The organism is Floridaenema fluviatile BLCC-F154 (genome assembly GCF_041929135.1).
GTDB lineage: Bacteria > Cyanobacteriota > Cyanobacteriia > Cyanobacteriales > Aerosakkonemataceae > Floridanema > Floridanema fluviatile.
On sequence record NZ_JBHFNS010000020.1, the window covers coordinates 1 to 16,140 of the forward strand.

Annotated in this window: 16 protein-coding genes and 1 tRNA gene; 12 read left to right on the forward strand and 5 right to left on the reverse strand. The window is 40.2% G+C overall.

What is annotated here, in order from left to right:
* Positions 1–206: 206 nt before the first annotated feature.
* Complete coding sequence (locus tag ACE1B6_RS05845; protein WP_413256310.1) at positions 207–1,445, forward strand: dihydroorotase; 1,239 nt, start codon at positions 207–209, stop codon at positions 1,443–1,445.
* Positions 1,446–1,514: 69 nt separating this feature from the next.
* Here the strand turns inward: ACE1B6_RS05845 and lepB are convergent, their stop codons facing one another.
* Positions 1,515–2,147: a signal peptidase I gene (lepB, locus tag ACE1B6_RS05850; RefSeq protein ID WP_413256311.1), complete on the reverse strand. Its 633-nt coding sequence runs from the start codon at positions 2,145–2,147 to the stop codon at positions 1,515–1,517.
* 129 nt (positions 2,148–2,276) lie between these two features.
* On the opposite strand from lepB, the gene ACE1B6_RS05855 reads away from it, so the two are divergent.
* Positions 2,277–3,608 (forward strand): dihydroorotase, encoded by a 1,332-nt coding sequence (locus tag ACE1B6_RS05855; RefSeq protein WP_413256312.1) that lies wholly within the window; start codon positions 2,277–2,279, stop codon positions 3,606–3,608.
* On the opposite strand, the gene tsaE is transcribed toward ACE1B6_RS05855, so the two are convergent.
* Both tsaE and ACE1B6_RS05865 read right to left on the reverse strand, forming a co-directional pair.
* Positions 3,609–4,070: a tRNA (adenosine(37)-N6)-threonylcarbamoyltransferase complex ATPase subunit type 1 TsaE gene (gene tsaE, locus ACE1B6_RS05860; RefSeq protein ID WP_413256313.1), complete on the reverse strand. Its 462-nt coding sequence runs from the start codon at positions 4,068–4,070 to the stop codon at positions 3,609–3,611.
* Positions 4,067–5,458 (reverse strand): gluconeogenesis factor YvcK family protein, encoded by a 1,392-nt coding sequence (locus ACE1B6_RS05865; protein WP_413256314.1) that lies wholly within the window; start codon positions 5,456–5,458, stop codon positions 4,067–4,069. The genes tsaE and ACE1B6_RS05865 overlap by 4 nt, the downstream gene beginning before the upstream one ends.
* A gap of 301 nt (positions 5,459–5,759) precedes the next feature.
* Between ACE1B6_RS05865 and ruvC the strand changes: the two genes are divergently transcribed.
* The gene (gene ruvC, locus ACE1B6_RS05870; protein ID WP_413256315.1) at positions 5,760–6,242 is read left to right on the forward strand and encodes a crossover junction endodeoxyribonuclease RuvC; all 483 of its coding nucleotides are present in this window, start codon (positions 5,760–5,762) and stop codon (positions 6,240–6,242) included.
* Positions 6,243–6,342: 100 nt separating this feature from the next.
* Here the strand turns inward: ruvC and ACE1B6_RS05875 are convergent.
* Positions 6,343–6,416: transfer RNA gene (locus tag ACE1B6_RS05875), tRNA-Arg, on the reverse strand.
* A gap of 490 nt (positions 6,417–6,906) precedes the next feature.
* Between ACE1B6_RS05875 and ACE1B6_RS05880 the strand changes: the two genes are divergently transcribed.
* The 9 genes from ACE1B6_RS05880 (at position 6,907) to ACE1B6_RS05930 (ending at position 15,983) form a co-directional block, all read left to right on the forward strand.
* A complete protein-coding gene (locus ACE1B6_RS05880) occupies positions 6,907–7,566 on the forward strand; it encodes an Npun_F0813 family protein (RefSeq protein WP_413256316.1) in 660 nt (219 codons plus the stop codon).
* Positions 7,567–7,708: 142 nt separating this feature from the next.
* Complete coding sequence (locus tag ACE1B6_RS05885; RefSeq protein ID WP_413256317.1) at positions 7,709–8,809, forward strand: hypothetical protein; 1,101 nt, start codon at positions 7,709–7,711, stop codon at positions 8,807–8,809.
* A gap of 15 nt (positions 8,810–8,824) precedes the next feature.
* Complete coding sequence (locus tag ACE1B6_RS05890) at positions 8,825–9,796, forward strand: transposase (protein ID WP_413256318.1); 972 nt, start codon at positions 8,825–8,827, stop codon at positions 9,794–9,796.
* 354 nt (positions 9,797–10,150) lie between these two features.
* Entirely contained in the window at positions 10,151–11,053 is a 903-nt protein-coding gene (locus ACE1B6_RS05895; protein ID WP_459562977.1) for a pentapeptide repeat-containing protein, read from the forward strand.
* Positions 11,046–11,387, forward strand: a complete 342-nt coding sequence (gene cutA / locus ACE1B6_RS05910) for a divalent-cation tolerance protein CutA (RefSeq protein ID WP_413256319.1) — start codon at positions 11,046–11,048, stop codon at positions 11,385–11,387. Before ACE1B6_RS05895 ends, cutA begins: the two co-directional genes overlap by 8 nt.
* 298 nt (positions 11,388–11,685) lie before the next feature.
* Complete coding sequence (locus tag ACE1B6_RS05915; protein ID WP_413256320.1) at positions 11,686–12,255, forward strand: Uma2 family endonuclease; 570 nt, start codon at positions 11,686–11,688, stop codon at positions 12,253–12,255.
* Positions 12,256–12,331: 76 nt separating this feature from the next.
* A complete protein-coding gene (locus ACE1B6_RS05920) occupies positions 12,332–13,204 on the forward strand; it encodes an oxygenase MpaB family protein (RefSeq protein WP_413256321.1) in 873 nt (290 codons plus the stop codon).
* A 125-nt stretch (positions 13,205–13,329) separates the two neighbouring features.
* The gene (locus ACE1B6_RS05925; RefSeq protein WP_413256322.1) at positions 13,330–14,232 is read left to right on the forward strand and encodes an SPL family radical SAM protein; all 903 of its coding nucleotides are present in this window, start codon (positions 13,330–13,332) and stop codon (positions 14,230–14,232) included.
* 5 nt (positions 14,233–14,237) lie between these two features.
* On the forward strand, positions 14,238–15,983 hold the full coding sequence (locus tag ACE1B6_RS05930) for a pentapeptide repeat-containing protein (protein WP_413256323.1): 1,746 nt from the start codon (positions 14,238–14,240) through the stop codon (positions 15,981–15,983).
* Between the two features lie 29 nt (positions 15,984–16,012).
* Here the strand turns inward: ACE1B6_RS05930 and ACE1B6_RS05935 are convergent.
* Positions 16,013–16,140 (reverse strand): transposase (locus ACE1B6_RS05935; RefSeq protein ID WP_459562978.1); only part of this gene is annotated, 128 nt, incomplete at its 5' end.

A 16,140-nucleotide genomic window follows, 5' to 3' on the forward strand; every position in this document is an offset into this window, starting at 1 on the left:
TAAGCTGTTACGCATTTAAAAGTCATATTGTAGGGTGCGTCAGATTTAGATATTTTCTTTTCTACATAGGCTTTACCGTCTGACGCACCCTACTCGTTAATAAGTGATTTAAATGCGTAACAGCTTATCTGTGGTAAAAAACAAAGATTTCGGACTTTTGCAAGAAGTCTAATCACGAATGACCAATGACCAAGAACTAATAACAAATGAATGAATTACTCCAACAAGTAAGAATAGTAGACCCTATTTCTGGGACAGAAAGAACAGCTGATGTTTTGATTATTGATGGTGTCATTAAAGCTGTAGAAAATCAGATTTACGAGTTTCCCTCTGATATTCAGATACGGAATTGTCATGATTTAATTTTAGGCCCCGGTTTAGTAGACCTTTACAGTCATTCTGGCGAACCCGGATTTGAAGAACGGGAAACTTTAGAATCATTACAAAAAGCTGCTATTTCGGGAGGTTTTACCCGCCTCGCCATTCTCCCCGACACCTCGCCACCAATAGATAATTCCGCTGCTGTCGCCAAACTACAAAAAAATTCTCCCCAACTACTTCCGTGGGGCGCAATAACTCAGGGCGTTCAAGGTCAACAAATGACCGAAATGGCAGAATTAACAGAGGCGGGAGTGGTAGGTTTTGCTGATGGCAAACCTATTGTTAATTTAGCTTTGCTGCGAAGAGTTTTGGAATATCTTCAGCCTTTGGGTAAACCAATTGCTTTATGGTCATCTTACCCGGAATTGGTGGGCAATGGCGTAATGCGAGAAGGTAGTGATTCGATTCGCTTGGGATTACCGGGAAATCCTGTAATGGGAGAAACTTCCGCCCTTGCTGCTGTGTTGGAACTTGTTGCTGCTGTGGGTGTTCCTGTTCACATTATGCGGGTTTCTACTGCTCGTAGTGTACAGCTGATTGAGGATGCCCGATCGCGCAACGTCCCCATTACCGCTAGTACCACTTGGATGCACTTATTATTAGATACAGAAGCGATCGCAAGTTACAACCCATCCTTAAGAATAGAACCACCTTTAGGAACACCAAAAGATCGTTTAGCCTTGCGACGGGGAATTAAGCAAGGGATAATTGATGCGATCGCGATCGATCATACACCCTACACTTATGAAGAGAAAACCGTCGCTTTTTCCGAAGCGCCCCCAGGTGCCATTGGTTTAGAATTAGCTTTACCCTTACTCTGGGAAAACTTAGTCACTACAGGCGAAATTTCCCCTGTAGAACTCTGGCGACTTTTGAGTACTCGCCCAGCAGAATGTTTACAACAAATACCCCCAAAAATTAACCCAGGTTCTCCCGCCGAATTCACTCTTTTTGCCCCCCAAGAAACCTGGCAAGTAAATATTAATAATCTTGCTTCATTAGCTGCAAATACCCCTTGGTTAGGCAAAGAAATAACCGGAAGAATTATCCAAACTTGGTGTTAATTTTGGAGGCAGAAGGCAGAAGGTAACAGGTAAAAATTACCCTTGTCCTCTGCCTTGGAGAAATTACTTTTAGTTCTCTGAGGTAGGATAGATGGAATCGCGATCGATCGCCCCTAAAGTATTTAAAGGCCAAAAACGTACTGAAGCTTTACCAATAATCCGATCTCGTGGTACTAAACCCCAGCAACGACCATCATAACTGTTCTTGCGATTATCACCTAAAACTAAATAAGAATTAGGAGGTACAACTACTGGTTTTGCCAAATAAGCTGATTCTCCTACAGGACAAACATCAGTACTAGTTAGTTGTCCATTTGTGTATTTTTCTTGTAAAGCTTTACCGTTAATGTATACCTTGCCATTTTTCAGTTCTAGTTTTTCCCCTGGTAGACCAACTACTCGTTTAATAAACGCATCATGGAAGTTTTGCTTTTCTAGGGCTGTCGTAGGATTGAATACAATAATATCGCCACGCTTCGGAGTGGTAAAATTATAACTTAGCTTATCAACAATTAAGCGATCGTTGATTTGTAAAGTTTCTAACATTGAACCCGAAGGAATATAACGGGCTTCAGCAACAAAAGTACGAATCCCCAAAGCTAAAACACCACTTAATAAAATGGTCTTCAACACCTCTAACCAGGCATTATCATATTTTTGTTGGAGATTTTTTTCAGGGTTTTGATTCTCAACTTCAGTCATAGAGATTTAATCAATTAGGCGAAAGGGAAGAAGAATTTTAGCTCAACAGAGCTATAGTTTAGATGTACTTTCAGAGTACAATTGTCACCAAATCTTAGCTTCTACATCTACTTTAAATTAATTATTGCCATGTCATCTGCTACTAACCTATTAATTCGACAAGCCAGAATACTTTTACCGACTGGAGAGTTTCTGGTGGGAGATGTCAAAATCTCCGATGGGCAAATTGTCCAAGTTGGAACGGATCTTAGCACCAATATAGATGAAATTGCTGTTAAGATCATCGACGCAGCTGGTTTGACTTTGTTGCCTGGGGTCATCGATCCTCAAGTGCATTTCCGGGAACCAGGATTAGAACACAAAGAGGATTTATTTACGGCTAGCTGCGCCTGTGCGAAAGGTGGGGTAACTTCCTTTCTGGAAATGCCGAATACTCGCCCTTTAACCACTACCCAAGCTACTTTAGATGATAAACTGCAACGTGCCGCCGAAAAGTCCTTAGTTAATTATGGCTTTTTTATTGGGGCGACAGCAGAGAATTTACCAGATCTGCTGACCGCTAACCCGACTCCAGGGATTAAAATTTTTATGGGGTCAATGCACGGTCAGTTATTGATCGACCAAGAAACAGCTTTAGAGGCTATTTTTGCCAAGGGAAAAAGGTTAATTGCGGTTCATGCGGAAGATCAAGAAAGAATTAACCAAAGAAGACAAGAGTTTGCTGGAATAACCGATCCAGCTATACATTCTCAAATCCAAGATAATCAGGCTGCACTGTTAGCAACTCAGTTGGCTGTCAAACTTTCCCAAAAGTATGAAAGACGTTTACATATTTTGCATCTTTCCACTGGGGACGAAGCGGAATTTTTGCGTCAAGAGAAGCCGAGTTGGGTAACAGCAGAAGTCACGCCGCAACATTTAGTCCTTAACACAGAAGCTTATCAGAAAATCGGCACTTTGGCGCAAATGAATCCACCTTTGCGATCGCCTAAAGATAACGAAATTCTCTGGCAAGCATTACGGGATGGTGTGATTGATTTTATTGCCACAGATCACGCTCCTCATACATTAGAAGAAAAAGCCAAAGGCTACCCAAATACGCCATCAGGGATGCCGGGAGTGGAAACTTCTTTGCCAGTAATGTTAACTCAAGCGATGCAAGGAAAATGTACAATTTCTCAAGTTGCTAACTGGATGTCTACGGCGGTCGCCCAAGGTTATAATATTCCTAATAAAGGTGCGATCGCTCCCGGTTACGATGCCGATTTAGTCTTAGTAGACTTAGAAAATTATCGCCCAGTATTGCGCGAAGAATTACAAACCAAATGCGGTTGGAGTCCTTTTGAAGGTTGGAATTTAACCGGATGGCCCGTCATAACTATTGTTGGGGGAAATGTAGTTTACGAAAGAGGAAAGTTATTCACAGAAATTCGAGGTAAAGCTTTAAGATTTGATGCTTAGTTAGCTCAAATCTAACTGAACATTTCCCATAGTAATCAGTTTAGCCAAACGCCGATCGTTGAGAGTATAATTCAATTGAATTTGCAGATAATTATCCGGCATATAAGTCAATTTTTCTGCCCATTCAATTGCCATAATCCCCAAAGAAAACTCCCCACCTTCCCAGTAAGATTCTAAACCTAATGCGTCAACTTCTGGAGGTGATAAACGATATAAATCAAAATGATACAGAGGCAAACGTCCTTCGGTGTACTCATTAATTAAAGTGAAAGTCGGGCTAACAATGGGTTCAGTAATTCCTAAACCTTCCCCAATACCTTGGACTAAAGTAGTTTTGCCAGCCCCTAAATTACCTGACAATAAAATTACAACACCAGCATTGAGATTGCACCCTAACTTAATTCCTAGCTGGCGAGTTTCTCGAGCATCCGCTAGGAGAATTTCCTGTAATTTAAACGTCATAACTTATAGAATCCCATGATTGATTCTGATTGAGCGCGACTGTACCAACGGAGTAAAACCCTGGCTAGTCTTTCGGGATTATGGCGGACTAAACCAGTTTTTTCATCTTCGTACATAATGTTAGACATCACAATCCGCCGACCTAATAAATTGATCGCTTCTCGATCTAAATAAACTGGGTGAGAATCCTCTTGGGCGTAGCGAATTAAAGCTTTTGCGGAAGGAACTTTACGCTGGACTAATACAGCATTAAATAATTGTCTACCACAAGCTTTATCGATCGCTTTAATATGATCGGAAACCGTGTAACCTTGAGTTTCTCCGGGTTGAGTCATGATATTACAAACATAAATGCTGGGAACTTGTTTTTGGGCGATCGCCTCCGCAATTTCTGGTACTAATAAATTAGGAATAATGCTGGTATAAAGACTGCCAGGGCCAATAATAATATAATCAGCTTCTTTGATTGCCTGAACCGCCTTGGGTAAAGCGGGAGGATTAGCGGGAATACAGCCAATTTTGACTATTTTACCCATTGCTTCCGTAATTCGGGACTCGCCTTCTACAAGCCTTCCATCTTCCAATTGCGCCCATAAACAAACATCAGAAAGTGTAGCGGGTAAAACACGACCTCTTACTGCTAATACTTTAGAACTTGCAGCGATCGCCCGTTCCAAATCTCCCGTAACTTCACTCATTGCCGTCAAGAACAAATTGCCAAAACTGTGTCCTACCAAGCCATCCCCAGCACTGAAACGATAGCGAAACAATTCCGTTAACAACTTCTCCTCATCCGCCAAAGCCGTTAAGCAGTTGCGAATATCGCCAGGAGGTAAAACGCCAATTTCGCGCCGTAACCGTCCAGAAGAGCCGCCATCATCAGCTACAGTGACAATAGCCGTAATATTAGCACTGTACGCCTTTAAGCCCCGCAACAAAGTCGAAAGTCCCGTACCACCACCAATCGCCACAATTTTGGGCCCCCGATTCAACTTGCGGTGAGTCAGCAAAACATCAATTAATTCTTCATCATTACTCGGCTTGAGAACTTCTGTAATTGAATTCAGACTGCGAGTATGTCCCCAAAAAATCAGCAACAAACCACCAGCAATCACCAAGGGGCCACTAATATAATTAGGAACGATCGTGGTAATTTTCTCTAAAATGTCATTAACTAGCTGAATCAAGCGGTTAATGGGAGTCAGCTTTACCCAAATCGCCAAACCCAAAGTTGTCAGCAAAACACCGCCAGCACTAATTAACAACCAACGTTTCACCAACAAACCAGGAGCCAACCATTTAAACCACCTATTAAACCGCTCAGGTGTGCGACTGCGGGATTCATTGGACAGGAAAAGCAGTGCTTGTTTGAATAAACCGATTGACATGACTGATTCAGAAATAAAAAATTAAGAAATGTGTGTCAGACAAGTTTATAGTAAAAATCTTTGACTCTCATGTAGAAATATCTTCACGTCTCCATTAGATTTATCTAGGTACTTGTACCAGAAAAATCCCCTATTAAGCAACTGTTAACCAATATACAATTTAGCTAAGTTGCTCCATAGTCCAGTAATATCCAAGTTACATCCGGGAAAATACGGCATTTGGCATCCAGTATTTCATAATTTGAGTAATTCTAGTATGAAATTTTTGTTTATTTATTTAAGTCTGAGATAAAGATTTTGTATGCAAAAGAGAATTTTAGGATTAGACCCTGGATTAGCAGTGGTAGGATTTGGGGTAATTGTGTGTGAAAAATCACCACAAATTCCGGCTAAATTAGTAGATTTTGGCGTAATTAAAACTTCAGCTAAGATGCCAATAGGTGAAAGACTTTGTACAATTTACGAAGATTTAAATATTCTGATTAATCAATTAGAACCAGATTTAGTTGCGATCGAAAAACTATTTTTTTACCGCATGGGAAATACGATCGCAGTAGCCCAAGCCAGAGGCGTACTAACCTTAGTATTAGCCCAACATAAATTACCCACAGTTGAATTTACGCCCGCACAAGTAAAACAAGCATTAACCGGAATGGGAAATGCCGACAAATTTGATGTGCAACAAGCAGTAGCCAGAGAATTAAACTTAGATTATATTCCCAAACCCGACGATGCCGCTGACGGACTAGCCTTAGCGATCGCAGCCTGGTTTAATGGAGAGTAAAGTTCTAAGTTTTGAGTTGAGGAAAAAATTTTAGGCTAAGGACTTTTTTGGCTCCTCTGCCTCTCCACTGCCTCAAACAGAAATTTATAACAAAAATAAACGGGTGCGACAGGACTCGAACCTGTGACTCGCAGCTTAGAAGGCTGCTACTCTATCCAGCTGAGTTACGCACCCAAGTTACGTTTGCCTATCATATCAAAATTTGCGGAGATTTGTCTGGGGGAAACCGAAAATCTTGGGAAAATTCTGAGAGTACTAGCAGGGAAAACAGAGATATTGGGCATAATAAGCAACAGATAGTCAAATGCTGAGCCAAAATTTAGATACCTAGTGTACCGAGGAAAAATAAACAAATCCGGTTCCTCAAAGGTATGCCGACGGTAATTTAAATCAAAATCATCTAGACTGTCATCACAAAGCAAGTAAGAATTAGAGATCTGAAAACTAGAAGCAGGGATTACTTGCACTTCTGGTTTTGAGGGGGAAAGGCGCAAGAATCTATCGATAGCACCAGAAAAGTGTTAGATAGGATAATGTGTAAGTTGCGATCGCTGCTTGAGCCGCACCTGTAACACCAGTATTCTGCATTTAAAGCTAGTCTCTGGGAAGTTACGGTTCTCACTTGCTGCACCCCCGGTTCTGACAGGAGTCAATTGCCAGTGTCATGTTTATTTTGAAACGGCAGGATGTTGAAATATCTAGCATTCAGCACCCCAAACGGGATCAGCCAATTCCGATTCTGAATTACCAAGGACAAACCTTTCGCCTAATCAGCGTGTTTAGAGCCAATCAAGAGGAAGAAGCCAAAGCCTTTTGGCGGGATCTAACAGATAACCGAGGCAAAGCCTGTGTATTATTGGAAGAACCGGAAAGATTCAGTGTTTGGGGCAAAATTCGCCTAGATCAGCTAGGTATCGATGGTGCTGGTGATGCTAGGACGACGACCCTTACCCAAGCTTGTATTTTGCTGCTCCAAGCAGTAACTATAGATATTGAGGATATTTTAGGTAACAAGCAAGCGGGATTATTTGAGAAAAATCTCACTGAAGTTTTTCAGCAGTGGCGCTTTCCCCAGACTGAATCAGCAGCAGCAGTAAACAACTTGCTGTCAATAGATCCCTTGAACACTAACCAACTTCCCCCTTGGGAAGAACATCACTTGATTACCCTCTTGCAAGAATTGCACCGTCTTGGTAAAGAATGTTTTGGGAACACCAGTTTTGTTAGTCGCGCAATGGATGCTCTAGAAGACTTGCCACCCCCTGAACGCAGTCAGTTTGTCGGTTGGCTGAATCAAACTCCGCTTGGTAAGTTGTGGCAATAGCTGATTAAATGCTCCATCAAAGTTACCATGACTTATGTGAGCCTTAATTTAATATGCTGTTTAATAGTCATCTGTTGAGTGCATTAGCTCTCAAAATTTATTCAGGTTGTGCTTTCCATCCCCAGCTATCTTGTGAATCGCTATGAGCAACATTTCGGATAAATCATCTAATCCTAAACCCCTTTTCTCAGTAAAAACGATCGTCATTGCTGGCATTGTTTGGGCAGTTCTGGCGTTACTGTTCTTCTTACTGTTTAGCATCACACCACCAGGGGAGGAGCGTCCGAAATGGTATTTAATCGGCACTTATATTTTTGAACAGGTGGCTTTCCTCTTTGCCGCCATACTCTGCTTTAGAAACTGGCGTAGTCCTCAAATTGTCAGCGGTCGTCAAGTCTGGCTGGGAATAGGTTTGGGGATGCTGTTCTATTTTTTAGGCAACTTTTTATTTGGTTTTTGGGAATTAGTTTGGCAACTGGAACCAGATGTTTCTCTGGGAGATATATTCTTTATCGCTACTTATATTGCTCTGGGTTGGGGAATGCTGCAAGCAGTAATTTCCCGCAGGTTGAATTTGGAAAAGTGGCAATGGGGAATTGTGGTAGCGATCGCCGCTATTGGTATAGCCTTAGCTTATTGGGTAACTACCTTTGGTGCCACAACTGCTCAAGCAGCAATCCTACCCTCTAGCAATAACGTGGCGCTGGTGGCTCAAGCACCGCCAGCAGCAAAACCACCAGCAGCAAAACCAACTCCCACACCTGCAAAGGAAACAAAAGTCACGCCAACAGCATCACCAACACCAGTTGCTCAACCTACCGCGACACCAACAGCATCACCAACTACACCAGCGGCAACAACAGCAACTCCAGAAGCAACTACATCTGCACCACCTTGGATTGTAGCGATTGATGAACAACTTAAACCTTTTGCTACGCCAGTTGGTCTATTTTATGTAGTTGCCGATGTAATTCTATTAATCATCGCCACAATGCTACTATTAGCGTTCTGGGGAGGTCGTTTTTCTCAGTCTTGGCGGATGATTGCCGCCGCAGCTTTGTGTTTGTACATTGCAGATATGTGGTTTAAATGGGCGGAAAAACAACCAGATTATCAAAGTGGTTCTCTACCAGAAGTTTTTTGGGTGTTCAGTGGAGTGTTATTTGCAATTGGTGCTGCCTTAGAATACGACACATCGACATCCAGCCGTTCTCGGCGTTCTGGGGCGCGTAAAAGGGGTTAGGGGAAGTAAAGTATAATGGCGAAAAAATTAACGGAAAAAGATAAGTCGGAAATTCTTAAGCTGTATCACAACCCGGAGGAGACAACTTCTACTCTGGCAGTGCGGTATGGTGTGAGTCACTCTACAATTAGTCGCTTGCTGAAAAGCACTTTGTTGCCTGATGAATATGAAGTTTTGATTCAACAAAAGCGAGCCTCTCGCGGTCAAAATTTTGCTGAAGTTGCGGAACCAGAACCAGTAGAAGTAGTACCGGAAAAACCTAAACCAGTGATAGCACAACCGAAAAAGGTTGTTAAAGAAAAAGAACCAGAAGTTTCTCCAGAATTAGAGGTAATTTCTTCGAGACGTTCCAGAAAACGCTCGTCTGCGGTTGCGTCACCGGAGAATGAAGTAGAAGAAGTAACGGCAAAAAAATCTGCTCCTCTACAAGTAGAATTCGAGGAAGAGGCCCTAGAAACAGAGTCGAATGATGAACTGCTTGATGAGGCATACGATGCTGATGTCAGCACTATTAGGGAAATGTTGGGCGAAGATTTGCTCGATGGTGAAGAAGATTTAGAAGATGAAGAGGAAGATGAAGATTTAGAAGAGGAAGATGAAGATTTAGAAGATGAAGATGAAGATGAAGAGATACTGCTAACTCAAAGAAGAAGAGTGCAGATTAACTCTTTAATTCAGGTTTTACCACTCTCTGAAGCTTCTTTCCCTAGACCATGTTACTTGGTGGTAGACCGGGCAGCAGAATTAATTACTAGACCTTTAAGAGATTTTGGTGATTTGGGTCAAATTCCTAAAGACGAAATTCAACAAAGAACTTTGCCCGTATTTGATAATCACCGCATAGCAAGACGTTTTTCTAACCGCAGTCAACGGGTAATTAAAGTTCCTGATGGCAGAATGTTGCAAAAAGCTAGCCCTTATTTGAAGGCGAAAGGAATTACCCGCTTGCTAATAGATGGTCAGGTTTATTCTTTGTCACCAATTTAAATTAAGCTTGGGGTTTGTTTCAAATTAAGCTGCTTTGTGGAATTGTGGTTATTCAGCAAAGCAGCTTGATTTTGTTAATGATAAATGAAATTATGAAAATATTTGTAACGCTATCGGGTTCTAGGGATAACAAAGAAAAAACTACATAGTAAAATTTTAATTAAAATGTAAGTTGTTAATCCTAGTTAATTGGGAATAAAGCTAAACTGTATTTTTGTCAAGCATTTTAAATCCTAAAAAAGTATAAGGTTTTCCTGTGCGATGCTCTATTGGCTAGAGTAGTTCGTTTGAGTTTTGTTAGGAATCGAGAATTGAAGATAGTTCCATAGTTAAAGAAGAAGGGGCAAAATCATTATGGAAGTTAGTACTTTATTAGAGCTTTATGAACAGGGAAATAGAAATTTTGCCGGAGTTGATTTAAGTGGCACTGATTTGACGAAGGTAATTTTAATTGGGGTAAATTTGTCGGGTGCAAATTTAAGGGGAGCGAATCTGGCTCATACTTTGCTGAATAAATCAGATTTGAGTGGTGCTTTGTTAAATTGGGCAAATTTGAAGTTTGCTAAGTTGGGGGAAGCGAAGTTAGTTGATGCTGATTTAACGAAAGCTGAGTTGAGTGGAGCTTTTTTGGTAAAGTCGAAGTTACCTGGGGCAAAGTTGAGCGGTGCTAATTTGAAAGGGGCGAATTTGCGATCGGTAAATATGTGGGGCGCAAATCTTTGTAGCGCCAATTTGCAAGGAATTAATTTGCGAGGAGCGAATCTAAGTGGCGCTAATTTAAATTGGGTAAATTGTGAAGCTGCTAGATTAATTGGAGCGATGCTTTATGGTTCTTCTTTAAGTGGAATTAATTTCCGAAAAGCTTTGTTAAATGGTTTAGATTTAAGTGGTGCTGATTTGTCAACGATTAATTTAAGTGGTGCTAAATTAATTGGTGCAAATTTAGAAGGGGCAAATTTAATTGCCACAGATTTAAGTGCAGCAGTTTTGCGAAATGCAAATTTGTCGGGAGCAGATTTAACGGGTGCGAATTTAGCCGGAGCTTGTTTAGAGAAGGCGAATTTAAATTGGGCGAGGTTGAATCAAGCAGATTTAACGGATGCTGATTTAAGTGAAGCAACGTTGACAGGTACGGATTTGGAATATACTAAGCTGCAATGTTCGATCGTCCCCCAAGAAAAAACCAACTTCTATTTCACTTTACCCCAAACTGCGCTAAATTTTGAAGCAGCAGTAACGGTTTTAGGTAATGAATAAAACTCCAGAAACTCAATATGGTGTAGTTTTAGTAACAGCACCTTCCCAAGCTGAAGCGGAAGAGATAGCCCAAAGTTTAGTAGAATCTAAACTTGCCGCTTGTGTTAGTTTCACGCCAATTAAATCAATTTACACTTGGCAAGGAGAGTTATATAAAGAAGAAGAATGGCAACTTTTAATTAAAACTGATTTAGCCAAGTTTGAAACTTTAGCGGCAAAAGTTAAAGAGTTACATTCTTACGAAGTTCCCGAAATAGTTGCCTTACCTTTGCTTGCTGGTTATCCGCCTTATTTAGCTTGGATTTCGGAAAATGTACCAGGTGAGGGAATTTAATTTTTTTCTGTGAGGAACTTTTCTGATTTTCCGAACAAGGTGAATTCTTTGATTATCTTACTATTCCACATATAACTATGGAAATAAAACTTTAGTATCTAAATAATAACGCAAGTCGCTAGTTATTTACATAAAGGTATGTAGTTGGGCTTTAGTCCTCTGATGAAACCTGGCATAAGAGGGCTAAAGCCCAACTACGTACAAAGAATCAGACTAATCTTATAACTAGCAACTTGGGTTAATATGAATTAATTTTACTATACTATTTATATTAGTCCTGCTCAAAAGGAGTTCTGCTATGAGTTATACGCCCATTCAAGGAGTGCGTTGGACTACCGCAGATATAGAACTTTTACCAGAAAATGAAGGTACGCGCTACGAAGTTGTAGATGGAGATTTGTTTATGACGAGAGCGCCTCACTGGAAACATCAACGGACTTGTGGTAAATTTTTTCGAGAACTTGATACTTGGTCAGAATCAAGTGGTTTAGGAGAGGCAAGTATCACTGCTGGGGTGCTTTTTGGTGAGTCAGATGATGTGATTCCTGATGTGGTTTGGGCGAGTCATGAAAGATTAGATTTACTATTAGATGAAGCGGGACATTTGACGGGTGTGCCTGAGTTGGTTGTTGAGGTTTTATCTGCTGGTAATGAGAATATCAGGCGAGATAAGGAAGCTAAATTAAAGCTTTATTCTTCACGGGGAGTTGAAGAGTATTGGATTGCTGATTGGCGATTGAAAAAAGTTGAAGTTTATCGCAGAGAGAATGCGCGATTGGTGTTAGTGGCGACGTTGATTAATGATGATGAAATTATTTCGCCTTTGTTGCCTGGTTTTAGTTGTGTTGTGTCGAAGTTTTTTCTGTAGTAAGTAGGCAATATTGTGAGTTTAAAAGAATTGGGAAAGATTTAATTAAAAGAATATTTAATAAAAGGATCGGAAAATGGGACGTTACGATAATTTCAGGAAAATAGAGCAATTAGATCCTGTTAAGGATCATTCAGAAATTGTCAATATTATGGTTAGTTATGAGTTCCCTTGGGACTTTCAGCGAAGTTACATTGAATTGGCTTTTGTTAGGGCTTTTGCTAGTCCGAGAATGGCTGGTTTAGTGGCAAGTCGGGGTTATGCTCAAGCGCACACGCAGAGGCGTTATGATGATACTGCAATTTTGCTATTTGAGATGATTAAGCATGGCTATGATAGCGAAGAAGGTCGTGCTTGCATTGAACGGATGAACTATATTCATGGTCATTTTCGGATTAATAATCAAGATTTTATTTATATTACTGCTGCTTTAATTTTAGAACCTATTTATTGGATCGATCGCTTTGGCTGGCGAAGAATGTCAGAAAAGGAACGCTGTGCATGGCTGAACTTTTGGCTGGAGATTGCCAAACGAATGAAGATTAAAGATTTGCCTGATTCTTTAGAGGAAATGGAACGTTTTAAGCAGGAATATGAGGATAAGTTTGTTTATAATTCTCCCGCTACTAAGGAATTGTATCATTTGTTTGTTGGCTTGATTTCTAGTTGGTTTCCTCTGGTTCCTAGAGGGTTGGTTGAGTTAGTATTTCGTTGTATTTTAGATGAGCGATCGCTAAAAGCTTTTGAATTGAAAGCACCTCCGGTTGCAATCAAAAAGTTGGTCGAAATTTGTTTGCACACACGCGCTTGGGTGTTGAGTTTTTTACCTGCACGCACTAAGTCTGGTTTATTTGTCGATCGTCCTTCCCTTTCTTATCCTGCTAATAATTATGATGTGACAAAATTGGGGCCAAGTGATGAGAATTTGAAGAAGAAGATTTCTGGTTGAGTTTTAGAGAAGGTGGGTGTGGAGGGTGCGATCATAAATTTCCCTAAAACTTCATTTCCACTCTTGGAGAGCACGGAGATTTTTAGATGAACAGAAAACCAAGCGAATTTGGAGAACAGCTTTCTTTGTTTGCATCATTGGCTAGTTATTCAGTTGATACTTCAGAAGTGTTATCGATAGAGAAGCCACAACCTTCAAAAGTTGGTGCAGCAAATATCGAGTATATTGATAGCAAAAGCCTTCTGACATCTCCAAAAGGTTTTATCGGTCTGTATAAGTTTACCCTAAATCCTTACAGTGGGTGCAGTTTTGGTTGTGATTACTGTTATGCCCGCTTTTTTGCCCCAAGTATTGAAACTCAAAATACATGGGGTCATTGGGTAAAAGTTAAACAGAATGCGGTTGATCTAATTCGTCGCGCCCGTCGTGCGAAATCGGCAGAAAAGCGACTTGATGTAGGCGACACTATTTATATTTCTAGTGTTACCGATCCTTACCAACCAATTGAACATAAGGTAGGTTTGACTAGGCGTATTCTTGAAGAACTGGTGGAGGTTCAACCACGCCTTACTATTCAGACACGCAGCCCGATCGCTCTCCGAGACATTGACCTTTTTCAAAAGTTTGAATACATCCGTATTAACTTCACTATCACCACTGACTCTGAGGAAGTACGCTATAGATATGAGCCACATTGCCCCGCTATTGAGGCGCGTTTAAAGGCAGCCAAAAAAGTCGCACAGGCTGGTGTTCCTATTGGCATCTCAATTAGCCCTATGCTTCCAATTAAAGATGTTGAGGCATTTGGACAACGTATAGCGGAATTAAACGCCGCTGAATATGTTACCCAATTTTTTAAGCCTACTCGTTCCCGCTTTAGTGCTGGTAGTCCCCAACAGTTTCTTGTGAAAATGAGAGAAGATGGTTGGACTGAACAAAAGTACATAGAAGCGAGGAAATCTCTCTCTCATATACTTGGCTCACAACGTCCCCTACTTGAAGGAAATGAAGGTTACGCCCCGGTATAAGCATTATGATTTATAGAGAAATGAACGATTCAGAATGTCAACGTCTTCAAATTTTGCTAGATAAATTGAAAAATTCTAGTACTAATGAAGAAGCAAATGTAGATCCATTTTTTTTAGTAAATTGCGATTTGAGAGGATTTGATTTAAAAGGAGCTAATTTAACAGGACTATATCTGAGTAGCGTTAATCTCAGTGGCGCTGATTTAAGCAATGCGATTTTGAAGGATGTGAAATTATGGGGTGCAGATTTAAGTAATGCAAACTTGGTTGAAGCTTGTCTTGATGGAGCAAGTTTATGTGGTGGAGTTTTTATAGATTCTGCGGGTATTTTCCCTCTTTCAGGAGCTAACCTAAGTGGTGCCAACTTAAGTAATGCAAGCTTATGGGGAGCGAATCTAAGTGAAGCTAATTTGAGTCAAGCACAACTGAAAAACTCTTACCTGTGTGGGGCATATCTAGTTGATGCTAACTTAAGTAGCGCTAATTTCAGTGGAGCAGATCTGACAGAAGCCAAGCTAAATGGGGCAGATTTGAGTGGTGCTGACCTAAGTAAATCAAATTTGCTTGGTACAAACTTAAGTAGAGCCAATCTGAATAATGCAAATCTAGAGGAAACGGAAAACTTAGACCATGCCAACTTAAATAATGCCACATATAATGATGCTACCAAATTACCTAAAGATTTTTCTCCTCAAGAAGTTGCCATGACCGCTGCACCCACAGTTATTAACTTTAACTCCGATCTTTCTTATGAAAGGCTTTGTAAAAAAATAGACGAATATCTGATCGAAGCAATAGAAAACTATTGCCAATCTATTAAAATAAATAGTAAATGTATAAAAATTGATGATGAAACTCAAGTGATTGATGAATTAATTATTGAGGGAATTAACGAGTTAAGTAAATTAAGGAAAGGAAAAGACCCAGACTATGATATGTGGGGAATTCCGGTTGTTTATGCTTTTAAATACTTACCTAGAAAAATTACAGCTGTGATCGCAGTCCTTTCTCACTATTTCCAAATTGGCGGAGCAATCCCCAGACGAGTTTTAGATATAGGCAGCGGTACTGATGCTGTCAGTATTGCTTTATATTTTTACATACAAAAGTCTTTAATAGAGGTTATTGCCTTTGAACCAAGTAAAGCAATGCGTACTTTTGCTAACAATTTTAGCTCAAAAAAAGGCTCATACGTATTTACAAAACGCTTTGAGAGATCAGTAGATGATTTGATTGATCGCTATGAAAAAGGTCAAATAAAGAAAGGTTCCTTTGATTTAGTTATGATGTCTTCTGTCTTACAGAATAGGTTTAAAAACAAAGAAGAAGAATGGTGGACAACATTTATCAAAGCTTTGAATGAGGTTACTACTAAAAACGCTAATCTGATTCTAATAGAGCCAAAAATGAAGGAAGAAATGCTTAATAAGATGCGAGAATCTTTGACTGATTGTGGATGGGTATCTTTATGTGAGAAAGACGAGTTTCTGAAGTTAAGGAATATGTTACCAAATGTAGAGAACAAAAACCACGAATTAACAAGAATGACAGAGTGGCTTGGACAATTAAACGGAAGGATATTTCATAGATATGATGACTTATTGTCTGATAGATCTGATGAGTTGGAAAGCAAGTTCACAAAAGACGGATTATGGTTGTTTGGAACGGGGAATAATCCATATCCTGTAACAACATGGAACGACAAGAAAGATTACGATGAATACATCTTAATTTTCAGGAAGCAGCAATAGCTTAGTTGAAAATGTTGGTTCTTCCGTACTTACTGTGCTAAATTATTAGGGAAGTGCCAGAATAGTAAAGCTCTTAATTCAAAGTTGCGGAAATTCCTAAAACCGAAGGCACAGCGTTTAAGCAATTTTAGCTTATTATTAATATCTTCCACTATTC